The 24,619-nt window shown below is 67.0% G+C and carries 11 protein-coding genes; 5 read left to right on the forward strand and 6 right to left on the reverse strand.

What is annotated here, in order from left to right:
• Window positions 1-514: 514 nt before the first annotated feature.
• Together ACSQ3Y_RS15855 and ACSQ3Y_RS15860 are read right to left on the reverse strand one after the other, a co-directional pair.
• Complete coding sequence (locus ACSQ3Y_RS15855) at window positions 515-10,084, reverse strand: JAB domain-containing protein (protein ID WP_436178003.1); 9,570 nt, start codon at window positions 10,082-10,084, stop codon at window positions 515-517.
• A 129-nt stretch (window positions 10,085-10,213) separates the two neighbouring features.
• Window positions 10,214-11,125 (reverse strand): LysR family transcriptional regulator, encoded by a 912-nt coding sequence (locus ACSQ3Y_RS15860; RefSeq protein ID WP_436178004.1) that lies wholly within the window; start codon window positions 11,123-11,125, stop codon window positions 10,214-10,216.
• A 357-nt stretch (window positions 11,126-11,482) separates the two neighbouring features.
• Between ACSQ3Y_RS15860 and ACSQ3Y_RS15865 the strand changes: the two genes are divergently transcribed.
• Window positions 11,483-12,454 carry a Bug family tripartite tricarboxylate transporter substrate binding protein gene (locus tag ACSQ3Y_RS15865; RefSeq protein ID WP_436180124.1) on the forward strand — a complete coding sequence of 324 codons (972 nt, stop codon included), beginning with the start codon at window positions 11,483-11,485 and terminating at the stop codon, window positions 12,452-12,454.
• A gap of 54 nt (window positions 12,455-12,508) precedes the next feature.
• Entirely contained in the window at window positions 12,509-14,092 is a 1,584-nt protein-coding gene (locus ACSQ3Y_RS15870; protein WP_436178005.1) for an amidase, read from the forward strand.
• 7 nt (window positions 14,093-14,099) lie between these two features.
• Here ACSQ3Y_RS15870 and ACSQ3Y_RS15875 read toward each other — a convergent pair whose 3' ends face one another.
• The 3 genes from ACSQ3Y_RS15875 to ACSQ3Y_RS15885 all read right to left on the reverse strand — a co-directional run bounded on the left by ACSQ3Y_RS15875 (window position 14,100) and on the right by ACSQ3Y_RS15885 (window position 19,657).
• The gene (locus ACSQ3Y_RS15875; protein ID WP_436178006.1) at window positions 14,100-15,902 is read right to left on the reverse strand and encodes an RCC1 domain-containing protein; all 1,803 of its coding nucleotides are present in this window, start codon (window positions 15,900-15,902) and stop codon (window positions 14,100-14,102) included.
• Between the two features lie 102 nt (window positions 15,903-16,004).
• Window positions 16,005-17,828 carry an RCC1 domain-containing protein gene (locus tag ACSQ3Y_RS15880; protein WP_436178007.1) on the reverse strand — a complete coding sequence of 608 codons (1,824 nt, stop codon included), beginning with the start codon at window positions 17,826-17,828 and terminating at the stop codon, window positions 16,005-16,007.
• 59 nt (window positions 17,829-17,887) lie between these two features.
• Complete coding sequence (locus tag ACSQ3Y_RS15885) at window positions 17,888-19,657, reverse strand: RCC1 domain-containing protein (RefSeq protein WP_436178008.1); 1,770 nt, start codon at window positions 19,655-19,657, stop codon at window positions 17,888-17,890.
• A gap of 183 nt (window positions 19,658-19,840) precedes the next feature.
• Here ACSQ3Y_RS15885 and ACSQ3Y_RS15890 point away from each other — a divergent pair, with 183 nt between their 5' ends.
• A complete protein-coding gene (locus ACSQ3Y_RS15890; RefSeq protein WP_436178009.1) occupies window positions 19,841-21,883 on the forward strand; it encodes a tetratricopeptide repeat protein in 2,043 nt (680 codons plus the stop codon).
• Window positions 21,884-21,963: 80 nt separating this feature from the next.
• On the opposite strand, the gene ACSQ3Y_RS15895 is transcribed toward ACSQ3Y_RS15890, so the two are convergent.
• On the reverse strand, window positions 21,964-22,800 hold the full coding sequence (locus tag ACSQ3Y_RS15895) for a dienelactone hydrolase family protein (protein WP_436178010.1): 837 nt from the start codon (window positions 22,798-22,800) through the stop codon (window positions 21,964-21,966).
• 243 nt (window positions 22,801-23,043) lie between these two features.
• Here ACSQ3Y_RS15895 and ACSQ3Y_RS15900 point away from each other — a divergent pair, with 243 nt between their 5' ends.
• On the forward strand, window positions 23,044-23,865 hold the full coding sequence (locus tag ACSQ3Y_RS15900) for a hypothetical protein (protein ID WP_436178011.1): 822 nt from the start codon (window positions 23,044-23,046) through the stop codon (window positions 23,863-23,865).
• A complete protein-coding gene (locus ACSQ3Y_RS15905; RefSeq protein WP_436178012.1) occupies window positions 23,855-24,586 on the forward strand; it encodes a hypothetical protein in 732 nt (243 codons plus the stop codon). The genes ACSQ3Y_RS15900 and ACSQ3Y_RS15905 overlap by 11 nt, the downstream gene beginning before the upstream one ends.
• The last annotated feature ends 33 nt before the right edge of the window (window positions 24,587-24,619 follow it).

The following is a 24,619-nucleotide window of genomic DNA, read 5'->3' on the forward strand; positions in this document are numbered from 1 at the left end:
GGCGTCGCGGGGGTGGCCGATGGAGCGGCAGGTCCTGATGGCCTAGTGCTGTCTGTGTCGGGAGAGTCTCGGCTTTCCCTGGCGGTAGCTACCTACGTCAAACTATTGGGTGACATTGAGCGCGGACTCGTCTTGGTAGCCAGTTGCTGACGACGTAGGGACCGGTGACGGCACCGGCATGAGGCAGCTTGAGTTGCCGGTGCCGTGCGCACCTTATCACCCTGCGTTGCCGGCGGGTCGCTTCGTAGGAACCTTCAGGGGGCTGAGGGCGCTCGACGTTCAGCCATGCGAAATCAAGATTTGCAAGGATTAAGTTTTTACTGTTTTGTGCCGCCTGTAGAAGTCATGCCAAATTTCTCGGACATCCCCCAATTCCATCTCAAATATGCCAGCCACAATCAGCATGCAGTCGGAGGTTGTCCAACCATCAACTTTTAGTCTCGCGAATACCTCATGGCTGCTTGCGCCAGAATTTTTCATCTCTATGTAAGGCCTCATTTTTTCGGATGTGGAATTATTCATTTTTCAAACGCTCCATTTTGCGCAATGTTGGCACATGCTTGCTGAATCCATAGCCTCTAATGAAGACGGACTCCCCTTCTGAAAAACCACGCTTAGCCAATAGCTTTGCGAGACGAGTATTCCTAATGTCTGCTCCAAACAGTTCCAGATGGCTAACTCCAAGATTCTGACCTAGTGATCGTGATTGGTTTGAAAAATTCATTATAGCGCCACTCTCATCGCTGATCAAATCCCAAATGCCTGCTCTAAAGATTCCTCTATCTAATTTGAAAACGTATATCACTGATTTTTCAGTGGATGGGTCTTCGAAAATAACCTGTTCACCTTGAAGAAAATCTCTGCGTTGTTTTGCATTCATTCCAAATTTATGGAGTTCTATTAAGGTGCGCCGGGAAGGTCGAGCAAGGAGTTGTGATCCTGGTCGTTTGGGCATGCTCACCGTCTCAATTTTTGTATGCCTCGATATTTTTTTGAATGATTTTCCTTTCCTTTTGACTGCCGTAGCGCGCTCCCGCTGCGCAATGCCAAACGCCAAATCCACCAGGTCCTGCCCATCAAAAGCCTGCGGATTCCCGGTCAGCTTGCCGAGCACGGTCTGCAGCGATGCCCGCACCCGCGCCAGCCAACCCTGCACCGAGTTGGCCGGCATCAGCGCCGTAGGCTGCTCGCCCAACTCCATCGCAACCTGCACGGCGTAGGGGAACAGTTCTTCGCTGCTGTAGCTGGTCTCATCCGCTCCGGCCGGCCGCGAACCCTGCACGCGCGCTGCGGCCTCGTCGTAGACCCGCCGCTCCAGGCTCCCCTCAGGCCTGTTCGCCCAACTGCCGATCACTTCGTGCAGTTGCCTCCACCTCGCTTCGCCCAGCACTGCCTTGCCATGCTTGTGCACCAGTTCGTGCGCGGCCACTGCCATCTCCTGGCCGGCTTCGATGTGGTCGGCGATGATGAAGACGGTGTCGGTGTTGGGGTCGAAGAACCCCTGGGCCAGACCGGTGTCTTGCGAGCCCATGTCGACTTCGCCGATCAGGGGCTCCCAATGCGCCTTGATGTCCTCTGAGGTGGCAACCACCAAGCGGCCGCGACCCTCGGCGAGCAGGCCCATGCTGTTGGTGAGCCTGGTCACTGCGGCGCGCACGGACTGCTCGGTGGCGGGCTTGGCGGGCAAGCCTCTGGACCGCGAGGTGCGGTCAGGCGAAGGCGGTGCGCTGCGGCTGAACTGCTGGCCCGACAGGGAGGGGCGGGAGGGCAGGGAGGGGCCTGCCCAGGCTGGGGCGCTTGGCGGCTGCCGCAGCAACTGCCGCGCCTTGTGTACCTGGTCAAGCCCGACGACCACGCCGCCTTTGCGCCGCAGCACGCGGTCCACGCCGCCTTGGCGCAGGCGCTCCTGCAGCTGTGTGGGATCGCCTCGGACCATCAGCGTGCCGTCGCGCTGGATTTGCATCTGCACTGAGTCGGTTGGCTGCGCGAAAAAAGTTGCAGCACCGGCTTGCGGAGCTTGTGCGCGGCGGGTGCTGAACCGTGCCCGGCCAGAGTTCTCCATCTCGCCGCCTGCCGCTCCCGCGTGGTCGATGGCGCGGATCACAAAGCGCTCGGCCTCGCTGTAGGTCATCGCCCGGATGGCATCTGCCAGGCGGTTCATGCCCATGCGGTCGGCAACGCTGGCCAGCCAACCCGCAAGCACTCGCACCTGCTCTCCGAGACGCAAGCCTGCCTGCATGCGCCCGCGCAGTTCCTCGGCCACCACGGCCAGGCCTTCCTCGATGGCCAGGGCTTCGTACTGCGCTGTCAGCTCGCTGCCGGCGAACCCGGCATCGCGCAGGGCTTGTAGCTGCATCGCCGCTTCAGGAGCGTCCTTCTTCCAGTCCATCGCGTACTGGTGCACTCTGGCGTCGCGCTTTGCCAGATCGAGCATGGCCTGCACATAATCACGCCGGGGCAAGATGTTGCGCAGCCCCGCATGGAACAGCTCATGAAAAACCGTCTCTCGAACCTGTATGACCTGCCGATGATTCTCGACGACGATGGCAAGCCGATTCCCCGTCCATACACCCATTGCACCTTCCGGCGCGACTATCCCCAGGTCAGCGGCCCGCAGCACGACATCGACTGGTGGCGGGTTCCGGAGGCCCGACAAAGCCTGCTGCACAAGTTGCTGCACCTGTTCAAGCGATAGGCCTGGGCCCTGGTCATTGCTGCGTGTGCTGAACCGAGGCGTCGCATCACCGGCAGCGTCCCCACGCGCATTGCGCCGCTCTATCTCCTGGGCTAAACTGAACAGGTCCCCAGCGGAGTGGTTCACGGCGCGAGCCGGGAGCTGCACCCCATAGAGGGTTGTTCTAGGGTCGGTCTTTCGTGGATCGGCTATCTCGCCAACCCACTCCCCCCGCTGGGGATCTTTTGTGTTCAATTCCAGCCCGTCCTCGCGGGCTGCAGCTTCCAACCACTGGGCGCTGGGCACATGCTCGTTGAGTTCCACCGCCTCCACTGTGTACAGTGGGTTGGCCCGTCCTTCTTGCCCCGTTTCCTTAACGGTCAGCTTGACCAGCTTTGAGCGTCCATTCACCTGCATGTGTGCGAAGAAGCGGTGAACTGCCCGAATGTTCACGTCGTCACTTCGGTCCTGCTTGCTCCAACCCAGGATTGCATGCTCAAACAAGCTGTCCGCATTGGCTACGGCCATGGCATGCGTAGCGGGTGTCTCGGACTTGGCCACCGCCTTGCCGCTGAGCATCTTGTCGAGTGAATTGCGCGATACCACTGCCTTGAGGCCAGTGGACTCGTTGGTTAGCTCTTTGCCCTGAAATTGCTTAACCGCCTCGCGTGCTTCGCTGAAGGTTGATGCTTCGCGCACCTTCGGAACACGTGTTCGGCTGAACAACAAGGCAGTGCGTTGGGCCGTTCCATGCACAAGGTCAGTTGCGGCACCAGAAGTATCGTCGCGTGTGGAGCGTTCCCGCTGCGCAATGCCAAACGCCAAATCCACCAGGTCCTGCCCATCGAAAGCCTGCGGATTCCCGGTCAGCTTGCCCAGCAAGGCCTGCAGCGATGCCCGCACCCGCGCCAACCAGCCCTGCACCGAGTTGGCTGGCATGAGCGCCGTAGGTTGCACGCCCAGCTCCATCGCCACCTGCACGGCGTAGGGAAACAGTTCTTCGCTGCTGTAGGTGCCCGGCTCTGCACTGTCTGGACGCGAAGCTTGCACGCGTGCCATGGCTTCGTCGTAGACCCGGCGCTCCAGGCTCCCTTTGGGCCTGTTCGCCCAACTGCCGATCACCTCGTGCAGTTGCTTCCATCCTTGTTCTCCCAGCACCGCCTTGCCATGCTTGTGCACCAGCTCATGCGCGGCCACGGCCATCTCCTGGCCGGCTTCGATGTGATCGGCGATGAGGAAGACGGTCTTGCTGTTGGGGTCGTAGAAACCTTGTGCCAAGCCCGAAACCGGCGACCCCAGATCGACTTCGCCGACCAGAGGCTCCCAGTGCGCCTGGATATCTGCTGAGGTGGCCACCACCACGCGGCCACGACCCTCTGCCAGCAGGCCCATGCTGTTCGTGAGCTTGGCCACGGCAGCCTTTACGGACTGCACGGTGGCGGGCTGGGAGGGCAGGCCCTGGCTGGTGTGGGCGCCTGGACGCGCGCCAGGGCCTTCGCCTTGTGCGCGGCGGTAGCCAGCCAAGTGCTTTTCCGATAAAATCCTTCGCGTTCCCGGCTTGTTTTGGACCGCCGTACTGGGCAATCGGAGCCCAGCCTGCGCCAAGATGGTCGGGAACTTTTTTTGGTCGACATACCGCGCCAGTCCGTCCCTCAACCAGCGGCCATAGGGCGGCGGCCCGTCGTCCTTGTCGTATGCGTTGACCAGTAAATGCAGTCGCAGCGCCGCGGAGCCGATTTCCGCGTCAGGCTCTACGACCATGAGTACATGCGAACCTTGCACTGTCTCTGGGGCGACCACCACCAGCCTTCCTGCAACGGTATCCGAATCAAAAACCGCAGCTGGGCTTTCCAGCCATTGCGGTACCTTCATCCACTCAGCAGCAGTCATGTGGGGATGCTTGAACTGTCCTTGCAAGACTTTGCTTTCCTGCAAGTACAGTGGTGTTGCCGCGTATCCAAGCAAACCCAGCATGTCAGACGAGTCCAGAACAGTGACGCCGATTCTGTTTGCTGGCGCTCCCGCAAACAATGCATCGATTCGGGCCTCGTAGGCAGTTTTGGTCGCTGCAGTTCGAGAGAACTGCAACGTACCTGCACCGGCTGCACCCGATCCCTGCGACTGGTGTGCGGATGTGGTGTTGAACCGGGCTTGGCTGTTGCCTTGGGCATCGCCATCCTTGCGCCCCGCATGCTCGATTGCCCGCATCACAAAGCGCTCGGCCTCGTTGTAGGTCATGGCTCTTATGGCCCGCGCCAGCTTGGCCATGCCTGCCTTGTCAGCCACGGTGGCCAACCATTGCGCCAGTGCTCGGATGCGCGATGGCTTCCAGCGCGTTCCCATGCTCAAATCGACATTCAGCTCCTCGGATATCCGTGCCAAGCCTTCCTCAATGGCCATCGCCTCCAACTGCCCTTGCAGTTCACTGCCTGTGTATCCAAGGCGCGCCAGTTGCTCACGCTGTTGCGGCACGATGCCAGTGCGCTTCCACTCATTGGCATACTGCTGAACCCGCGTGTCGCTTGCCGCCAGGTCCAGCATGGTCTGCACGTACTGCGCGCGTGGCACCAGAAAGCGCACACCCCGATGGAGCAGTTCATGGAAAACGACCAGCCGCACGTCCAGGTCCGAGCCCACGCCCGACTGGAACACATAGATATCCCCACTCCCGAGGGTAATGCCCGATGCCATTACTTCCGCAGGCACGACGAGTTCGATATCTCCGGGGCTGCCCACGGCCTTGACTGGTGGCGCACCAGCAACCCCCGCAAGAGTCTCCTGGATCACCTGGTCGATGCGTTCAAGCGAAAGCTCCGCCTTGGGGAGCGTTGAACGGGTGCTGTAGCGGCTGGCAGGCGAAGGTCCATCTTCGGCTTTGCTTGCTGATGCGTTGCGGCTGAACTGCTGGCCCGACAGGGGGGAGGGCAGAGAGTGGTCCGCCGAGGCCGAGGTGCGTGGCGGCGGCTGCTGCAGCAACTGCCGCGCCTTGCCCACTTGGTCAAGCCCGACGAGCACGCCGCCCTTGCGCCGCAGCACGCGGTCCACGCCGCCTTGGCGCAGGCGCTCCTGCAACTGTGTGGGATCGCCTCGGACCATCAGCGTGCCGTCGAGCTGCGTCTCCATGCTCGCTGCGCTTGGGGAGGTCGGTGCTGGACCGCCTTCGGCAACCCGGCGCCCCCGGGTCAGCGAGAAGCCTTTGCCGCCCGTATGCACGCCCTGCTGGTGCAGTGTGCGCCCTGCATCGGGCAGCGCGTCATGCAGGATGCCGGCGGCCAGTGCATCGCGCACAGGCTTGGACCCTATGTCGCCCGCGTCGCCTACCGCGAAAACGCTGCCCGAGCCTGACTGGCGCATGAAGCGGCGCACGGTGGCCGCGAGGTAGGGATAGTTGCGCGTGAGGATGCTGGCTGGGGCCTCGGAGATCGCGCGCACCTTGCCATCTGCGCCGGTGCCGATGAGCGTGATCCAGCCTGGCCGCTGCATGGACTTGCCCACGATGGCAAGGTCGTCTGGCCCAGCCATCTTTTCGCCCAATACCGCCATGGGCTTGCTGGCCTTGAGCAGCCTGTCCTCGCCGAAGTCTTGGTAGCGCACCATGTCGGCAGGTTCTCTGCCTTGGTTCGCAGCGTCGATCACGGCGTATTTGTTGCTGTTGATGACAACGTGAGCCACGAGACCCGGGACATGCGCCCCCAGCATGCGTGTGAGTCCAACGTCCTCAGGGCTGGGCGTGGGATTGCCCGACGGATGGTTGTGCAGCAGGTAGTAAGAGTCCGCCCCAGTCTTCTGCTTGATGTCGCGCATCTGGTTCACATACTCTTGCTCGCTGACGCCAGCAGGAGCCATGGGCGCTGTGCCAGGCATGCGGGAACTAACGCCGGTGGCATGCACCACCACGCCGTCCTTGACAAAGAAAACCCGGAACGTCTCGAACCGGGGATCGCGATACACCTGGGCCAGCTCGGCCAGGCGTTGCGGGCTGTCTACTTGCTCGCCAAGGAGGGATTGGCTGCCGGAGCGTTCGATTCGCTCGGCGATTCCAAGTCCCACGAGAGCGGCGGTCCTACGTGGTAGGGATGTTCTTCCATCCCGCCGCAGAATCCCCTGGCTGCTCCCTTGGTCGTCGGCTGGCTCCATTCGCCCGGCAAATCCGACTCCCACGAGAGAGGCGGTCCGATGCGGTAAGGGTGCTCCACCACCCCGCCGCAAAGCACCATCGCCGGCCGCTCGGGCGTCGCCTTGAGTGGGTCCGAGTCCATCGTCGGGCTGGGTTGGTTCTTGAACGCGTCCATTGACACTACTGTAGCCGCTGCGGTAGCTCTCTGCAACGAGCTTGCCTTGGCTGGGTGCAGGATTGTGAGGTTGCGCGGGCTGCAGGCCGCCCAGCAACTGCCGCGCCTTGTCCACCTGATCGAGCCCGACAACCACGCCGCCTTTGCGCCGCAGCACGCGGTCCACGCCGCCTTGGCGCAGGCGCTCCTGCAACTGTGCGGGGTCGCCTTTGACCATCAGCGTGCCGTCGCGCTGCATCTGCATGACTGGCGCAGGCTGAAATGCTCCCCCATTCGCCGGTGAGCCATGCTCTGTGCGTGAGGCGCCGGCGCCCACATCGCTGGAGCCCTCCTTGGAGCTGCCAGCCGTTGGCGCTCCACCTCGAGGGTCTGCGGGCGCGAACCGCGAGGCGGCTCTGGCCTGTGGCAGGGTGGCCGTTGCCGATGCGCGCTGAGACCCGCTCCCCACCTGCGGGCCAGCCGTGACGGCGAGTGGGCGGCTGAGCACCCGTTGCGCCAGTGCCGCCTGGTCCACGGGCACCAGGGTCACGCCGGCGAATGGCTCGGCACCGCGCACGCCGCCAGCCTGCAGGTGCGCCAGGATGGTGGCCTGGTCGCCGCCGACGACGAGCATGCCGGAGTCAAGGGCCTGGACCTGTGCGTCTATGGGGGCGGAGGCCGGGGGCTGGACCTGTGCCGTTGCCGTGTGGTGGGCCGAGCCGTGCTGGGTAGTGGCTGGCGCTATGTCTGTGGCTGCGGCGCTGGCATCGGCTTCAGCGTTCGCAGCGGAAGGCGTTGGGGCCGGAGCTGGGGTGCCGGGTGCATTGGTTGCGGGATCGGCGGCGCTTGCCTGGGTGGCTGTCTCTGCCTGATCTGCGTCGCTGTTGACCTGTCCGTGCGGCAAGGCGTTGGCGCCTTGCTGTGTGCCGCTGCTGTTGCCGTCCGTCGATGCCGGCATGGGCATCGTGGGCGTGGCCGATGGGGCGGCAGGGCTTGGTGTGGTCGCCGCGCCGGTTGCAGCATCCTGTGCCGGCAGGGCCTCGGCCTGGCGCAGTATCTCGGCTTCGGCTCGGGCTTTCTTGTCGGCGGCGGCTACGTCCGACCATTGGGTGGTGTTGGGCACGGGCTCGCCGTGGTAGCCCGTTGCTGGTGCCGTGGAGCCTGATGAGGGCGCTGGAGTGGGGGCGGTGGTGTTGCCGGTGCCTCCCTCATAGGTCCCTTCACCGGCCTGGGGTGCGTGCGGTGCGGTGGATTGGTCCTGTACGCGCGATGCGGGCTGCGTCACACCACCTCCCAGCACGCGCCGTCCCCCGCTCATCATTGCGCCCTGCATCACGGTCTGGGTGATGGTGTCGCCCAGCTGTTGGACGTAGTCGCCCAGCGTGGCGTTCGGGTTCAGCGCCATGCCGGCGGGGGCCCATTTGTCCACGGCGAACTGGCCGGTGGTGGTGAGCACCTCGCCGGGGATTTCCTTTTTGACCAGGTTGGCCAGAAAGCCCGCCAGCGCATCCCCGTGCATGCCGGCGGTGGCCTTGCGGATGGCCTCCATGTTGCCCTTGAAGCCGAACTTCTCGCCGATCACCTCGAAGGCGGCGAATGCGCCTGCGCGCCCGGCTGCCTGCTGCGGGTCGAGCCCGCGTGATTTGCCGTCGCTGTACTCCTGGCCGAACGACTGCACCGCTATGCCGCCCATGCTGAGCAGCTGCGATGGAACGAAGCTGCCCGTGACCAGCATGGGCAACTGCTGGGTGATGGAACTGACGGCACCTTCGAAGTTGCGCTGCAGGTGCGTGCCGCGCTCGCCAATGGCCTGCTCCATGCCGCGCAATGAGGTGGCGCGGTCTGCGGTGCGTTGCCGGGTTGCATCGTCTGCGCCGGTCAGGTCTTCGATGGCCTGGCTCAAGCCCACCACACCCTTGCCCAGGCCCAGCCCGCCTTTGGCGACGCCGCGCACCACTGCGTTGTTGAGCAGGTTGGCGGGGTGGTCGGGGTCGAACAGGTTCTTGGTGTCGAAGTCGTAGGTGGAGGGCTGCACCGTGCCGCCCAGGGCCTTGATCTCTTGCCCCGGTGCGACGCCTGCGGCTGCGCCTTCACTGGCCGCGCGCCGCGCGAAGTCGGGGTGCTCGCCCTTGGCGATCAGTGCCTTGGTGCGGCCTTCGGCGCGGGTATCGAGCAGGGTTGCGGTGGGCGAGCGCGACAGGGCGCCTTCGTCTGCCCGCGCGAACTGCGCGGCCCTCTCGCGTGCGAGTTGGCCCTGCCATCCTGGCATGGACTGCATGCGCTGGCGGTCTTCAGGGTTGGCTGCGTTCCATGCGTTGCCAAAGGCCTGGCGCACCTCGGGCCGCACCGGGGCGAAGCTGGCGCTGGGCAAGTCCGCAGGCGGTGCGGCGCGTTCCAGCACGCTGCCAACGCTGGCTGGCGTGGCCTTGCCGGCGGTGGCCTCGGGCTGGGTGGCCACCCATCGTGCGGCGGCGCCGATGCCCGGCAGCATCCGGGCCAGGGTCTTCGCACCCGACGCCAGCTGGCTCTTCACCTCATCCACGAAAGGCTTCTGCGTCGCCGGGGCCTGGCGGTACAGCAGGCTGCGCGGGTCGTCGGCGGCGCCCAGCCTGGCGTCTGGCGGGGCAGGGGGCTGGTCTGGCCTTGCGGCTTGCGATGGCGGCGCCCCCGGCACGGGCGCGGCTGCCTGGGGCCTTGCGGGCCTGGGCCGTTCCGAGGGGGCCGGCGTCGGTGCAGGCCCCGGGGCGGGCACCTGCGCATCGGCCTGCGTTGGGGGCGAGAGGGGTGCAGCGGCCGGTGCCGCCAAGGCATCGCCAGCGTTGCCCTCTTCTTCCCGGCGGTAGGAGGCCAGGGCCTGGGCGTAGTCGCCATCGAAGGCCTCCAGGCGCGAGCGCAGCGAGGCTGCGGTGTCGAAAATGGAATCGACCGAGCCGCCGTGGCCCAGCGCGCGCAGCACGTCGGCGTCCACCCCGTATTCGCGGGCGGCAGCCTCCAGGGCTGCGTCAAGAGGTACTGGGCCGGGCGGCATGGAGGCGGGCGGGTCCGCAGGCCAGGCAGACAACGGTGTGCCGTCGTCGTTGTCGTCGAGGGTGAAAGCGCCCCAGGCCTCGTCTTGCGAGGCCAGTTCGTACAGGTTCATGGAAAGGGCTCCGCGCGGAGGTTGGTGGTACGAGACCACTCTGGCGCGCGGATCAGCCGCTGGGGAGTGCCGGCATATATGCAGCAGGGCGGGGGGCCAACCCCCACCCGCCCGCCCGCCCGCCCGCCGCTACCCGGCCCTGATGTGCTCGGTGAGGAACTGCACGAAGGCCTTGCCTGCGGCGGGGAGGGCGCGGCCGGCCAGGGTCTGCACCTCCAGGTAGCGCTCGTTCATCTCGCGGTCGCGCAGGGCAATGGCCACCAGCTCCAGCGACTGCAGGCGCGTGCGCACCGAGAGTTCGCCGTAGAAGGCGATGGATTCGAGCGCGGTGGCGGCGTAGCTCACCAGCGAGTCGGCGTGGTTGCTGGTGATGGCGGTGGTGTACTGCAGGCCCTGGCGGCTGCAGCTGGTGTCCAGCAACTGGCGGATGGAGCTGACCGGCGTGGGCAGGGCCAGCGGGTAGGCCGCCACCTGGCTGAGCGAGAGCTGGCGCTGCGCAGCCAGCGGGTGGCGGCGCGACATGACGGCCAGCACGGGGCAGGGGTGGCGCAGCTCGAGCTTGATGCCGGGCTCGGGCAGGCCGCTCAGGGTGATGCCGATGTCGGCCTCGCCGTCGCGGATGCGGCCCGGCACCTCGCCCTGGGCGCACATCTCCAGGTGAAAGCGGATGCCCTCATACGTTTCGCCAAAGCGCGCGATCAGCGTGGGCAGCAGGTCGTAGGCAAAGCCGGCCGCGCTGGCCACGCGCACAAAGCCCTTGCGCAGGCCGCGCAGGGCGGATATGTCGCTGAGCACGCGCTCGTTGTCTTGCTGCACGCGCTTGGCGTGCGCGGCCAGCAGCTCGCCCGCCGCATTGGGCACCATGCCGCGCGCCTGGCGCTCGAAGAGCAGGGTGTCCATCTCGCGCTCCAGGCGCGCCACCTGTCGGCTCACGGCGGAGGGGGCCACGTTCAGGCGCAGGGCGGCGTCTTTCACCGAGCCGGCGCGCACCACTTCGAGGAAGTAGCGGACGGCGGTCTCTTGCAGGATGTGGCTGGCCATGGGGTTTCCTGTCGGTTCAGTTATCTATCGCGCTATGCGTTGCCCGCAGCCCATGCAACTGGCGCGGCCAGAGCCAGTGCCCCCGTGCAAGGGCCGCCCCGCCGCACTGGGGGCGTCCCCCTGAGGGGGAAGGCGCGAAGCGACTCAGGGGGCATCTGGTTCAATTGCTTTTTCGGCAATCGACAATTCTAAACATTGCGCTTGTTGCATTCAATATCGGCTCCTACCATGGCTGCATGGCGTGGATGTGACGCTGACGACCAACCGACCTCTCTTTCAGGAATGCTGTTCATGAAAACACCGATGCCGCTGTCTGCCACCCGATCCAACCCTGCGCGTGCCCACCGCCTGCACGCCATGCTGTTCGCCGGCCTGGCCAGCGTGGCCGCGCTGGCTGCGTTCAGTGCCCCCGCGAAGGCGGCTGAAACCGCATTCCCCACTAAGCCCATCACGCTGGTGATCCCCTTCCCGCCGGGCGGCGCCACCGATGTGCTGGGCCGCGTGATCGCGCTGCGCATGGGCCAGGCGCTGGGCCAGCCCATCGTGATCGAGAACCGCGCGGGGGCGGGCACCATCATCGGCGCCAGCTACGTTAGCAAAGCGCCGGCAGACGGGTACACGCTGCTCATGAGCTCGGGCACCACCTTCACGGTGAACCCCGCCATCCGCAGCAACCTGCCGTACGACCCGGTCAAGGGCTTCGAGCCCATCGGGATCTCGGGCCGCACGGGGCTGATATTGCTGGCCAACCAGGAGGTGCCGGTGCAAAGCGTCAAGCAGTTCGTCGACTACGTGAAGGCAGCGCCGGGCAAGTATTCGTACGGATCATTCGGCAGCGGCACCACCTCGCACTTCGCGGGTGAGACCATCTTGCAGGCCACGGGGCTGAAGATGGCGCACATCCCCTACAAGGGCAGCGCCCCGGCCATGACGGACCTGATGGGCGGGCAGGTGCCCTTCACCGTGGACACGGTGAGCGCCGCCATCCCGCAGCTCAAGACCGGCAAGATCAAGGCCATTGCCGTCACCACGGCCAAGCGCTCGCCGCTGCTGCCCAACGTACCCACGCTGGCCGAGGCCGGCTACCCCGACATCAACCTGGACACCTGGCTGGTGGTGGCCGCACCCAGGGGCCTGCCGCCCGAGGTGCGCGCCAAGCTGGAGAAGGCCCTGGCCACCACCGTGGCCGACCCCGAGACCAAGGCCAAGCTGACTGCCCAGGGCATGGAGCCGGCGTTCAGCAGCGGCGCTGCGGCCAGCGAATTGATCCAGCGCGAATTGCCCGCCATGCGCGCCGTGGCAGCCCGTTCCAACATCACTGCCGACTGATCCCCGCGCTGTGCGCGCAGCGCACGGTGCCCTGAACAACATTGCCGAGACAACATGCCAGACATCGCTTCTTCCACCGCCACCCCATCCGACCGCCCCGACACCGCCAGCCGCCCTGGCGATGCGCTGGTGGAGCAATCCGCCGTGGCGCTGCGCCGGCTCATCGGGCGCAAGGAGATCTCGCCCGTGGAGCTGCTTGAGGCCTGCATAGACCGCATCGAGCGCATCAACCCCTTTGTGAACGCCGTCACCGCCACCTGCTTCGACCGCGCCCGCACCGAGGCGCGCGCTGCCGAGCAGGCCGTGGTGGATGGCACTGCGCCCCTGGGCCTGCTGCACGGCCTGCCGTTGGGCGTGAAGGACCTGGAGCCCACCGAGGGCCTTCTTACCACCTGGGGCTCGGCCATCTACCGCGACCATGTGCCCACGCAGGACATCGAGCTCGTGGCGCGCCTGCGCCGGGCCGGTGCCATCGTGGCCGGCAAGACCAATGTGCCCGAGCTGGGCGCGGGCGCCAATTCGCGCAACACGGTGTGGGGCGCCACGGGCAACCCGTTCAACCCCAACCTCAATGCCGGGGGCTCGTCGGGTGGCTCGGCGGCCGCGCTGGCGTGTGACCTGCTGCCGGTGTGCACGGGGTCCGATACCGGGGGCTCGCTGCGCATACCGGCGGCCAAGTGTGGGGTGGTGGGTTTTCGCCCCTCGCCGGGCGTGGTGCCCAGCGTGCGCAAGCCGCTGGGGTGGACGCCCATCTCGGTGGTCGGCCCCATGGGCCGCACGGTGGAAGACGCCTGCCTGCAACTGGCCGCATCGGCCGGCATGCACGCGGGCGACCCGCTGAGCTACCCGCTCGATGCGATGGGCTTCCTCACCCCGCCCGAGGTGGACCTGGGCCGCCTGCGTGTGGCCTACACCGAAGACTTTGGCACCTGCGCGGTGGACGAGGGCATACGCTCCAGCTTCCGCGGCAAGATCGCGGCCATGCGCCATCTGTTTCGCAGTTGCGACGAGGTGAAATTCGACCTGGGCGATACCCACCGCTGCTTCGACGTGCTGCGCGCCGAGGCCTTCGTCGCCGGCATGCAGGCCGCCTACGACCGCGACCCCGACAGCCTGGGCCCCAACACCCGCGCCAACTACGAAATGGGCAAGCGCATGAGCCTGCTCGACAGCGCCTGGGCCCAGGCCGAGCAGACGCGCATCATCCAGGCCACGCAGCGCACGTTTGCCGATTACGACCTGGTCCTGTCGCCCACCACACCCGTGTCGCCTTTCGCGTGGACACAGCTGTATGCCGATGTCATCAACGGCGAGCAGCAGGCCACCTACTACCGCTGGCTGGGCCTGACCTATGTGGTCACCCTCATGACGCACCCGGCCCTGTCGCTGCCCTGCGGCGTGGACCATGCGGGCATGCCGTTCGGCCTGCAGATCGTGGGCGGGTTTCGGCAAGACCACCAGGTGCTGGGGGCATCGCTGGCGATGGAGCGGGCGTTTGCCGCGCGGTCTGAACTGCGCCGGCCCCGGCCGGATCTGGCGGCGCTGCGGCGGGCGGTGCCGGATTTGCGGTCGATTGTGACCATGCCGCCGGTGCTGGGCGGGGTGGGGCAGGGGGCTGCGTCGGTGTCGGTGGTGTAGGGGCCTTTCAAGAAGCAGCGCCCACTCGGGCACGGGTGCGGACCTGGCCTTTTTTGCCGTCGATGGTGTAGGTCAGGACCACGTCCACCGTCAGGCCGTAGAAGCCCGTCACACACCCATCGGCGACACCGTAGTGCACCGGCTCCTGCTTGACTCCAGGCGGGATGGGTTGGAGTGGGTCAGGCTGAGGGACATTGCCGGACCAGTCGGTTTCGGAGGTCCATGTAGGGAAGACCAACCGGTCCCGGATGGGAACCTCTGCCGAAACGCCACCTTCCTTTTCCACACGCAGCGAGGTCGGAGCGAACCCGGCCGGCAGACCGTTGGTGCTGCGCACCCAGTAGATCACGATCAGGTTGCACAGGCCGGTGTTGAGCCCGATGTTGTAGTAGGGCGCGGCACGGATCTGGATGCCGCTTTGCGCGGCCAGGTCCTTGGTGGCTTGGTCCACCCAGTAGGGTAGGCCGCCCAGGTCAAGCAACTGCCCGCTGCTGAGGGGCCCCTGGTACAGCAGGCGCGCGCTGCCATGGCCGTTGACGCCCAGCTTGTGGCCGCCGGGGTACTCGCGCAGGTAGAGCTTGTCGGCCGGGTCGCGCACCGTGGCGGGGCCTGCTGCAAACGGCTGGGGCATGGTCTTTTCTGCCCAGTCCAGTACCAGCGTCGCATCCTGCTGCGGCCCCAGGCCCTTGACCGACATGGGTGCCGCCGAGCCCTGCGCATGGCAGATCGCTGGTTCGATGATGGGCCCCCAGGATGCAGGTACGCCGGGGTAGAGCCCGCCCGGCACGCGGCAGATGCCATGGCTCCAGCCGGCGCCTTCGCCCCAGCACTGCACGTAGCCGCCTTGCAGCGCCGCACAGGCCGCCGATTTGCCGGTGCTGATGGCCGTGGCATCGGTGATGCCGGTGACCTGGCTTGCACCGGAGCCGCCCAGGCCGGTGCCCAACTGGCCATTGGCATTGTTGCCCCAGCAGGACACGGTGCCGTTCACCAGCAAGGCGCAGGTGTAGCCATGGCCCACCGCCACGGCCTTGGCCGCTGCGGCAAGGCCGGTCACCTCCACCGGCAGCACCACCTTGGCGGTGCCGGCTGGCACGCCCAGTTCGCCATGCAGGTTGCTGCCCCAGCAGGACACCTTGCCGCCCGTACGCAGCACGCAGGCATGGCCGTCGAAGAGCGCAACCTCCAGCGCATCGGTGATGCCGGGCACGGTGCGCGGCAGGCGGGGGTCCATGCTTCCCTCCACCAGGCCGCTGCCGGCACCCACGCAAACCACCGTGCCGTCCTGCCGCACCGCGCAGGTGCTGCCATTGCCTGCCGCCACGTGCTTGACCCGCGACAGCCCTTCGACCTGGACGGCCTCCGCCGTCGGCACCATGTACGCCTGGCCAAGCTGCCCCTGGCTGGCATCGCCCCAGCACTGGACGTAGGTGTAGACCAGCGCGCAGGCATGCGTTGCACCGGTGGCGATCTGGGTGGCGTAGACATCGGCGATGCTTCCCCAGGCCGAGAGCTTTCCTTGCTGCAGGAAATCATTGTTCCCCCAGCACCGCACGTTGTTGCCCGCCAGTGCGCAGCCAAAGTCTTTGCCCACCCTCACATCCTTGGCGTAGGTCTCCAGGCCTGGCAAGGACGGGCTGCCCCAGCAGGTCACCTGCCCGGTGTCCGCTGCAGAGCACCCTTGGCTGTGGCCCATGCTCACGGTGGTGGCCGTGGCCACCGTTGGCGCAAAGGCCGCGGACAGCAGCAGCGCTGCGGTGAAGAGCACCATTTTCTGGAGAAGCCGCGGTGCGCTCGGTGTGCTGTGCATGGTCATGGTCCTTGAGTGCGGGAGAGCGCAAACGCGCCGGGGCAAAGATGTCGGGATGGTGGACGTCGATGCTGCAGAGCGCTATGCGCAGGGGCGTGCAACTCAGTACGCCGCCCCCACCTTGGCCCGCGTGCGCAGTTGCCCCTTGCGGTTGCCAAGAGAGTAGAAGACCGTAAGGTCCACCGTTCCCTCTGGGTGAAGCGCGGGCGGGGGGCAGGCCTGCGCTCCGCTGTACAGAACCGGCTCTGCCTTCATGCCGGGAGGAACGGGCTGGCCTGCCTGGAAGGCGTGTGCAGGGGGCCAGCTCTCCCCGTTGGTCAGCACCACCAGGCGGGTCCGTCCGGAGATCGGCAGGTCTATGGACCAGCCAGTGCCTTCCACGCGCATCCCAGTGGTCGCCAGCCCTTCTGGCAGGCTGTTAACCGTGCCATGGATGGCCGATACCAGCCGGAAGTTCTCGCACCGCCCACCAAACATCGGCATGTAGTTGATACCTGCCGACCCATGCGCCAGCAGGCCGCTCTGGAGGCCTTCCTCCCGGCTGGCCTCGTCCAGCCAGCGGCCCAGCGGCCCCAGGTCGGCCAGTTGCCCTGCAGTCAAAGGCCCCAGGTACAGCAGGTGCGGGGTGCCCTGGCCATTGACGGCCAGCTTGTGCCCGCCTGGGTACTCGCGCAGGTAGAAGGCGTCGATATGCGCAGGACCCTTGGCCCCCAGCGGAGGGAAGGTCTGCGGCAGGGTCTTTTCCGCCCAGTCCAGCACCTGGGCGGCATCGTTGGCCGGCCCCAGGCCCTTCACCGCCATGGGGGCGAACGATCCCAGCGGGCGGCACATGGCGATGTCGGCAACCGGGCCGTAGCTGGCAGGGTGCTCCGGGTAGATCCCACCCAGTACGCCGCAGGTGCCATTGCTCCAACCCGTGCCCTGGCCCCAGCACTGCACGTAGCCGCCCTGCAGCGCGGCGCAGACCGCTGTTTGCCCGGCACTGATGGCGGTGGCGTCGGTGATGCCGGTGACCAGGCCGGTGGCGGCGCCACCCAGGGCTGTGCCCAACTGGCCGCTGGCATTGTTGCCCCAGCATTGGATGGTGCCATTGACCAGCAGGGCGCAGCTGTAGCCGTTGCCCGCTGCGACCGCCTTGGCTGCGGCGCCCAGGTGGGTGATTTCGACCGGCGTGGTCTGCGCGCCGCTGCTGGCGGCTATGCCCAGCTCGCCAAAGCGGTTGCTGCCCCAGCACGCCACCCGGCCCTGCCTGCGCAGCACGCAGGCATGGCCATCGAAAAGGGAGACCTCCAGTGCGTCGCTGATGCCGGGCACTGCGCGCGGCGTGCGCGGCGCATCGGCTGCGCCGGCCAGGCCGCTGCCGGCGCCCACGCAGAGCACGCGGCCATCCTCCTGCACCGCGCAGGTGGCGCCGTTGCCAGCCGCCACATGCACGGCCTTCGCAATGCCGGGGATCGGGGTGGCACGGGCCGCCGCCGCGCGCGCAGGTTCGCCGAGTTGCCCCTGGCTCGCATCGCCCCAGCAGCGCAGCGATCCGTAGAGCAGCGCGCATGCGTGCCGCGCACCCACGGCAATCTGGTCGGCCTGATCGAGCCCGTCCACGAACTGCCCGGTCGGCTTCGCGGCGGCTGTGCCCAGTTGCGAAAATTCATTGTTGCCCCAGCACCGCACGGAACTGAGCACCAGGGCGCAGCTGAAGTCGCGGCCCACCTTGATGTCCTTGACCACATAGGGAGCCTGGTCCTGTATGGGCAGGTCACCCCAGCAGGTCGCCTGGCCGGTATCGGCCACCGAGCAGCCGTGGCTGGTGCCCATGCTGACCGTGGTGGCAGAGGCTGTAGAAGGGGCCAGCGCGGTGGACAACAGCAGGGCTACCGGGGCAAGCAACTGCTGGAACAGGCGCCGTGGGAAGAAATCAGGGTTCATGCCAGCGCTCCATGGAATGGATGGGTATGTGCGGTGCGGACGGGTGGGGGAGGAACGCTCTACGCCGTCGCCCCCACCTTGGCGCGGGTGCGCAACACGCCCTTGCGGTTGCCCTGGGTGTAGAACACGGTCACGTCCACCATCTGCCCGGCTAGGTTGGCTATGGGGCAGCCCTGGGCGGTGCCTTGCAGAACGCCGTCGACATAGCGGTCGCGGATGGGGATTTCCACGGCCCGACCGTCGACTTCCACCCGCACCGAGGTGGTGACCACGCCTTCGGGCAGGGCGCCCCCCGCGCCGCTGATGGCATAGCGCACGAGGAAGTTCTGGCAGGGACCGCCGAAGATAGTGGGCATGAAATCGACCCAGGGCGTCGCCTGGACCTGCATGCCGCTCCGGGTGCCCTCGTCCCGGCTTGCTTCATCCAGCCACCGGCTCAGCGGCCCCAGGTCGAGCACTTTGCCGTCGCCTTGAGGGCCCAGGTAAAGCAGGTGCGGTGTGCCGTGGGCGTTGACGGCCAGTGTGTGGCCGCCGGGGTATTCGCGCAGGTAGTACCAGTTGTTGTTGCCCAGGCCGGGGGCGCCTGCTCCCCCTGCGGGGAAGGTCTGCGGCAGCGTCTTCTCGGCCCAGTCCAGCACCTGGGCCGCGTCGTTCGCCGGGCCCAGGCCCTTGACGGCCATGGGTGCAGACGAACCTGGCTGGCCGCAGGCCGGAGGCTCCACGATGTGGCCCCAGGAGTCGGGGTGTTGCGGGTAGCGCCCGCCCGCCACGTGGCACAGGCTACTGCTCCAGCCAGTGCCTTCGCCCCAGCACTGCACGTAGCCGCCCTGCAGCGCAGCGCAGGCGGCGGTTTGACCGGCGCTGATGGCGGTGGCATCCGTGATGCCGGTGACCAGGCCCGCGTTGTCTACACCGCCCAGAGCCAAGCCCAGTTGACCGTTGACGTTGTTGCCCCAGCACTGGATCCTGCCATTCACCAGCAGGGCGCAGCTGTAGCCAGCGCCCACCGCAACGGCCTTGGCGGCGGCGGCCAGGTGGGTGACCTCGACAGGCGCCGTCAGCGGGCTGTTGGTGGCTGGCACGCCCAGTTCTCCAAAGCGGTTGCTGCCCCAGCACGATACCTTGCCCTCCTTGCGCAGCACGCAGGCGTGGCCATCGAAGAGGGACACTTCCACGGCATTGTTGATGCCGGGCACGCCACGCGGCGTGGCCGGTGCATCGGCAGCGCCGGCCAGGCCGCTACCGGTGCCCACGCACAGCACGCGCCCATCGTCTTGCACCGCGCAGGTCGCGCTTTTGCCGGCTGCGGCATGCACTGCCTTGGGTATGCCCGGGATCTGCATCGGCCGGGCCACGGCTGATCGGACGGGCTCGCCGAGCTGCCCCTGGCTGGCTTCGCCCCAGCAGACAAGGTTTCCCCAGTTGACAACACAGGCGTGCCGCGCGCCCAGGGTGATCTGGTTGGGGTTGTAGACCCCCTCCACCCACTGGCCCTTGGGATCGACCGTGGTCGTGCCCAGTTGCCCCACATCATTGTTGCCCCAGCAGCGCACGCCGCTGGATAGATGCGCGCAGCTGAAATCAAGGCCCACCCGGATGTCCTTGACGGTATAGGCTCCCTGGTCCTGCACCGGCAGGCTGCCCCAGCAGGTGGTTTGGCTGGTATCGGCCACCGAGCACCCATGGCCGTAGCCCATGCTCACCGTGGTGGACTTTGCCGCCAATGGCACCAAGAACAGGAAAGCGGCAGGCAGCGCCAGCGCCGCCATGGCAGTGGCCTTGCGCAAAAGCCGCAATGCAAGAAACGGGTTGCTTGTGTAGTCGTTCATGGTCCTCATCCTCCCGGGACTGTCGAAGGCCATTCTAGGAACGCGGGGGCTGCAAAGCATGTGGCCGCAGTCACAGGCCTGATGTAACGAAAAGTGGCGCAAGCAGGCCACGCGATGGGCGTGGCGCAGCAATGTCCCGCTCTAGAATCCGCAACAAACACCAGGCCTGGGAGGGTACCGAGCATGAGTTACACGCTGCAACTGTGGGAAAAGCCAGTTGACTGGCCGTGGCCGACCACCAAGAAGGAGGCCGATGCGCAGTTCGAGCGCGTCAGCGACAGCCCGCCGCCAGGGCAGAACCCCAAGTTCCTGGAATGGGGCCGGGCGCTGCAGGAGCGCTACCCTGAGGCGATGGACGTGTGGCTGGACGGCAGCGAGGACGGCGTCACCGAAGACGCCACGCTCGGCTTTGGCATCAACACCCGCACGGAGCATTGGGACGCGGCTTTCAACCTGGCGTGGGAGCAGGCCACCCTGCGGGGGCTGAGCCTGTACGACCCGCAAAGCGGCGTGCACTACCTGGGCAATGGCGATGTGCCCGAGGAGCCGGACCTGCAGGTGCGCTTTGCCGTGCAGGCACGCGAGCGGGGCGACGACGCCAGTGCCTGGGCCGAGTACCGGCGCTGGGCTGCGCGTGGCAACCCGCACGCGCTGTACGCCCTGGGCCGCGCGCTGCGCTTTGGCGCCATGGGCCAGCGCCGGCATTTCGACCTGGCAGCCGCGCTGCAGGTGATGGGCGCGCACGATGCACCGACCCGGCAGGACGCGCAGGCCTTCTACGAGCGCTTTCCCATCGAGGCGAAAGGGCGCATACAGACCCTGATGGCGCGGCTGAAGTCGGCATCGGGCGACATGCTGCTCACGATCATCGATGGCGAGCGCAAGGCGGTGGACGCCGCCTTCACGCACACCGAGCAGATGATGCTCTACACCCGAAAGCGCATCGAAGCCGCAGACGCTCTGGAGGCCATCGCCCTGCAGGGCCACGAGGTGGCAGCCTTCCAGTATGCGCTGGAGGTGGTGATCGGTTGGGAGGAGCCCAACTACGAGAACGCCCGCTACTGGTGCCAGCGCGCGGTGGACTGGGACCACGAGCCCGCCAAGCGCCTGTTTGCACTGATGCACGAGCGCGGCTGGGGCGGCCCGGTGGACATGGCCCTGGCCGCCAAATGGAACACTGCGGCCAAAGACCAGTGGCAGCAGGAACAGAAGCAGCGGCAAGCGAAGGAAGAGGCCGAATCCCCCGGCGGCCTGAGCCTGGCGCCCATGGCGCCTGCGGCACCGGCCACCACCCCCGTGGCGTGGACCGGCTCGGTCACGCGCGACCTGGTGGGCTGGTTCGCCCGCGAGGGCAACCCCCATGCCGCATTCCATCTGGGCACGTCCGATCAGCACGGCCGCGACGGCGGGTTGGTGAACCTGGCGCAGGCCCGCGACTGGTATGCCCAGGCGGCCGAGGCCGGCCATGCCGACGCCACCTACAACCTGGGCGTTTTCATCGAGGACGGCATCGGTGGCCCCCGGGATGCGCAGGTCGCCAAGGCACTCTTCATGCTGGCCAATACACGCGGCACCACCAGGCGCGTGGACGACCTGAAAATTGCGCCCCACGAGCAGGGCCCCTTGCGCGCAATGGTGGCCGCCCTGCGCGAGCCGGGCCGCCTGCGCGCCGTGCTGCGCGAGAAAGGGCTGCAGGCCGGTGCGGGAGGCATCGGCGCACCCCCGAAGGGCGCGGCGGGTGCCGCTGTGGTGGCGGGTGCCAGCGCTGCCGCAGCGGCCGCCGGGCTCTCTGGCACGGACTGGGGCCGCACCGGGGGCACGCCGATCCCACCGGCCGCTGCCGCATCCCCGCAAAGCCCGGCACCAAGCCGATCGCGCGGCCAGCTGGCGCAGGACGAGGGTGAGGACGACGACGGTGACCGCATGCCGGAGCGCGACCGCAGCTACCAGCGCACCACCTTCTCCCTGCACCTGGGCCACCTGGCCCTGCTCATCGGCGCGGCCAACGTGGTGCTGCTGATCCTGTTCTTCAAGGAGGGTGCGAGCTTTCGCCGGGGCATGGCCGTGATGGGCCTGATCGCCGCGTACGGCGCCTGGCGCACCGGGCGCGACTTCGATTGGGCGCCTGCCGCGCGCGCTGCGGTGGCGGTGGTGGCGGCCATCCCCATGGTGGGCATGGCGGTGAGCGCGTGGATGCTGGTGCGGTCGTTTCGCGGGCGGGAGTGAGAGCGCCAGGGGCGTGCGGCAACCCGGCACATGCATGCCCGGACGCCGCGGCGCCCGGGATGCATGCGTTCAGGCCGGTATCAGGCCAGTGCCTTGCCGAAGGTGGCGAGCAGGCGCGCCCAGGCGCGGTCGGACTGGGCGGCATCGTAGACCCGCGAGTCGGGCGGGCACCAGCCGTGGGCGGCGGGGTAGACCTCCACCTCGGCCTGCAGCTTGGCGCCCTCGAACGCGGTGCGCAGGCTGGCCTTGGCCTCGGGGTCCTTGGTATCGTCGTTCTCGGCAATCGCAATGAGGTATTGCGCCTTGGTCTGCGCCACCAGGCGGTGGGGGCTGTCAGCCGCCGGCGTCACCATGGCCGCGCCATGGAAGCTGGCCACCGCACCCACGCGGCCCGCCGCCACCAGGGCTGTGCGCACTGCAATCGGCCCGCCCATGCAGTAGCCGGTGGTGCCGATCTTGCGCGCCTTGTCCACCTCGGCCTGGGCGTCGAGCCACGCCACGAAGGTCTTGCCGTCGCTCAAATGCATGGCGGGCGTCAGGGCCTGCATCAGCGGCATCACTTCGGCAATCGGCGTCTGGCCGCCCTGGGCTGCGGTAGGCGCCTTCTTCTGCCGGTAGAAAGGGTTGACGACGAGCACGCTGTAGCCCGACTCTGCCAGGCGCTTGCCCATCTGCCGAAAAGCCGGGCGCAGACCGAAGATGTCGGGCCACACCAGCACACCAGGGGCCGGGCCCGAGGTCGGTGCGACGAAGTAGGCATCGCAGCTTCCGTCTGGCGTGGTGATGGTCACGTCACGCTCGGCCACCGTTGCAGCGTTGGCCACCGCAGGCAATGCTGTCAGCAGGCCGGTCGAAGCCGCCCACGCGGTGAAGTCGCGGCGGGTGTACTTGTGGAGGTCGTCATTCGAATCGCACATGGTGGTCCAGCTCCTTTTCGGTCAAAAACAGTTGCGGCAGGGCGTGCCATGGTACGTGACAAACAGGAATGCTGCAGGTTCTGTTGTGCGGTGCTTGGGCACATGGGCTGCATGCGCTTGCTCCCTTGTCTTGAGGGCGGCCCAAAGCACCCACAACCTGCATGGCAAACGCGAAATTTGCCGATTCAAGGGCTGCGCTTACGATGGCTGCGAGGGAGTTTTCGAGCCATAAAAAATGACACCATGAGAGACCATCGCCACCCCGAAGGTCTGGCCCCTGCGCTGCCAGCCGCCTACGCAACGGGCGCTGCCACACCCGGCAGCACCGCCCGCGCAACCGATGCGCCACCACAGCGCCGCCGCAGCCGCGAAGAGCTGGCCGCAGCCCAGCAACGCGCCCAGGCGCGCGTGCAGGGCCAGGTGCAAAAGCAAAAAGACCAAGAGCGCCGCGCACGGATGCGGCGGGCCCAGCAGCGGCGCGAGCAACTGCTGCGCAACCCGCCTGCCGCGCACCTGTTCGTGCCCTACGGGCTGGCCATGGTCTTCGTGGCCCTGCTCGTCTTCGTTTTTGGTGGTGCCCTCTTCGAGATGGCGCAGGGCGACCATTTCCTCGTCTCCGGTCACGCCACCCTGCACTCCGCCACGCCCTGGCTGGTGCTGGCCGCGGCCCCGCTGTGGTACTGGGCACTGTGCCGCACCGAGGTGCTGGCGCCCTGGTGGGTGGCGCAGATGCCCACCTGGTTCGTGCGGCAGATGGTGGCGTATCCCTTCGCGGCGCTGCTGGGTGCTGCAGCGCTGGGCGCCGCCCCCTGGGGCTGGGCCGCGTACCTGGGCGAACTGGTGGGCAAACCTGCGCGCGTGGAGGCGCTCGTGGCGTCGGTGGAGGCACCGCGTATTTCGAGCAGTTGCAACCAGTACGCCCGCCTGGAGTTTCGCGGCAGCACGGGTAGGGTGTGCATGAACACCGCCCTGTCGGGGGTGATGCCGCGTGCGGGCGATACCGTCGTGGTGTCGGGGCTGGTCTCGCGCTGGGGGTTGCATGTGGGGGCGGTGCATGCGAAGTGAGCCCAACGGACGAAGGCGAAGGCAGACCCCTGAGGAGCTGGCGGCTGCGCAGAACCGGCGTGAAGCGCGGGTGTTGGGCGAAGTGCGCAAAGGCATGGGTGCCATCCAGTCGCTGCGGGCACGGCACCTGCGGCTGGCCCGACTGCAGCGAGAACAGGAACGCGCCAGAATCCTGCTGCCCAGCAGTTTCGCGGTGCCTGCCGTGGCGGCGTTCGTCTTCGTGTTGGGCGGCCTCTATTTCGAATGGGCCATGGGCGGGGGATTCCTGTTCTTCGGCAACACCGCCCTGCGCGCTGCCATGCCGTGGATGGTGGGTGTGCTGGTACCGGTCTTCGTCGTGGTGTTGTGCCGGCTCGAAAGGGTTGTGCCCCAAATGGCAGACCCACTCCCTGGCGTATTTTTTCGCACGGTGATCGCGTACCCCCTCCTGGCCCTGCTGTGCGCGGTAGCAGTGGCCGCTGCACCCTGGGGATGGCTTGCCTACCTGGGCTGGATGGCCGGCACGCCTTCGCGCGTGGACGCCCGTGTGCTCTCGATCGGGGCATGGCGCAACTATGTGCCCTGCGGTCAACATGCCCGCCTGGAGTTCCGTGGAACGGTTGCGCGCATCTGCGCGGAGGAGCGCCTGGCCGCGAAGGCGCCAGGTGCCGGGGACACGGTGGCGGTGTATGGGCGCGTTTCGCGCCTGGGGCTGTATGTGCGAGAGATCCATGGCAGGTGAGCGCGCTACAGCCGTGCAACCGGCCAAGAGCCT

The sequence above is a fragment of the Acidovorax sp. LjRoot66 genome, from assembly GCF_964253305.1.
In the GTDB taxonomy this organism is placed as follows: Bacteria; Pseudomonadota; Gammaproteobacteria; order Burkholderiales; family Burkholderiaceae_C; genus Acidovorax.

Excerpts from the sequence above, each read along its gene's own strand:
- ACSQ3Y_RS15855 (WP_436178003.1), bottom strand. The coding sequence starts at position 10,084 with ATGAACCTGTACGAACTGGCCTCGCAAGACGAGGCCTGGGGCGCTTTC.
- ACSQ3Y_RS15860 (WP_436178004.1), bottom strand. The coding sequence starts at position 11,125 with ATGGCCAGCCACATCCTGCAAGAGACCGCCGTCCGCTACTTCCTCGAA.
- ACSQ3Y_RS15865 (WP_436180124.1), top strand. The coding sequence starts at position 11,483 with ATGCTGTTCGCCGGCCTGGCCAGCGTGGCCGCGCTGGCTGCGTTCAGT.
- ACSQ3Y_RS15870 (WP_436178005.1), top strand. The coding sequence starts at position 12,509 with ATGCCAGACATCGCTTCTTCCACCGCCACCCCATCCGACCGCCCCGAC.
- ACSQ3Y_RS15875 (WP_436178006.1), bottom strand. The coding sequence starts at position 15,902 with ATGCACAGCACACCGAGCGCACCGCGGCTTCTCCAGAAAATGGTGCTC.
- ACSQ3Y_RS15880 (WP_436178007.1), bottom strand. The coding sequence starts at position 17,828 with ATGAACCCTGATTTCTTCCCACGGCGCCTGTTCCAGCAGTTGCTTGCC.
- ACSQ3Y_RS15885 (WP_436178008.1), bottom strand. The coding sequence starts at position 19,657 with ATGAACGACTACACAAGCAACCCGTTTCTTGCATTGCGGCTTTTGCGC.
- ACSQ3Y_RS15890 (WP_436178009.1), top strand. The coding sequence starts at position 19,841 with ATGAGTTACACGCTGCAACTGTGGGAAAAGCCAGTTGACTGGCCGTGG.
- ACSQ3Y_RS15895 (WP_436178010.1), bottom strand. The coding sequence starts at position 22,800 with ATGTGCGATTCGAATGACGACCTCCACAAGTACACCCGCCGCGACTTC.
- ACSQ3Y_RS15900 (WP_436178011.1), top strand. The coding sequence starts at position 23,044 with ATGAGAGACCATCGCCACCCCGAAGGTCTGGCCCCTGCGCTGCCAGCC.
- ACSQ3Y_RS15905 (WP_436178012.1), top strand. The coding sequence starts at position 23,855 with ATGCGAAGTGAGCCCAACGGACGAAGGCGAAGGCAGACCCCTGAGGAG.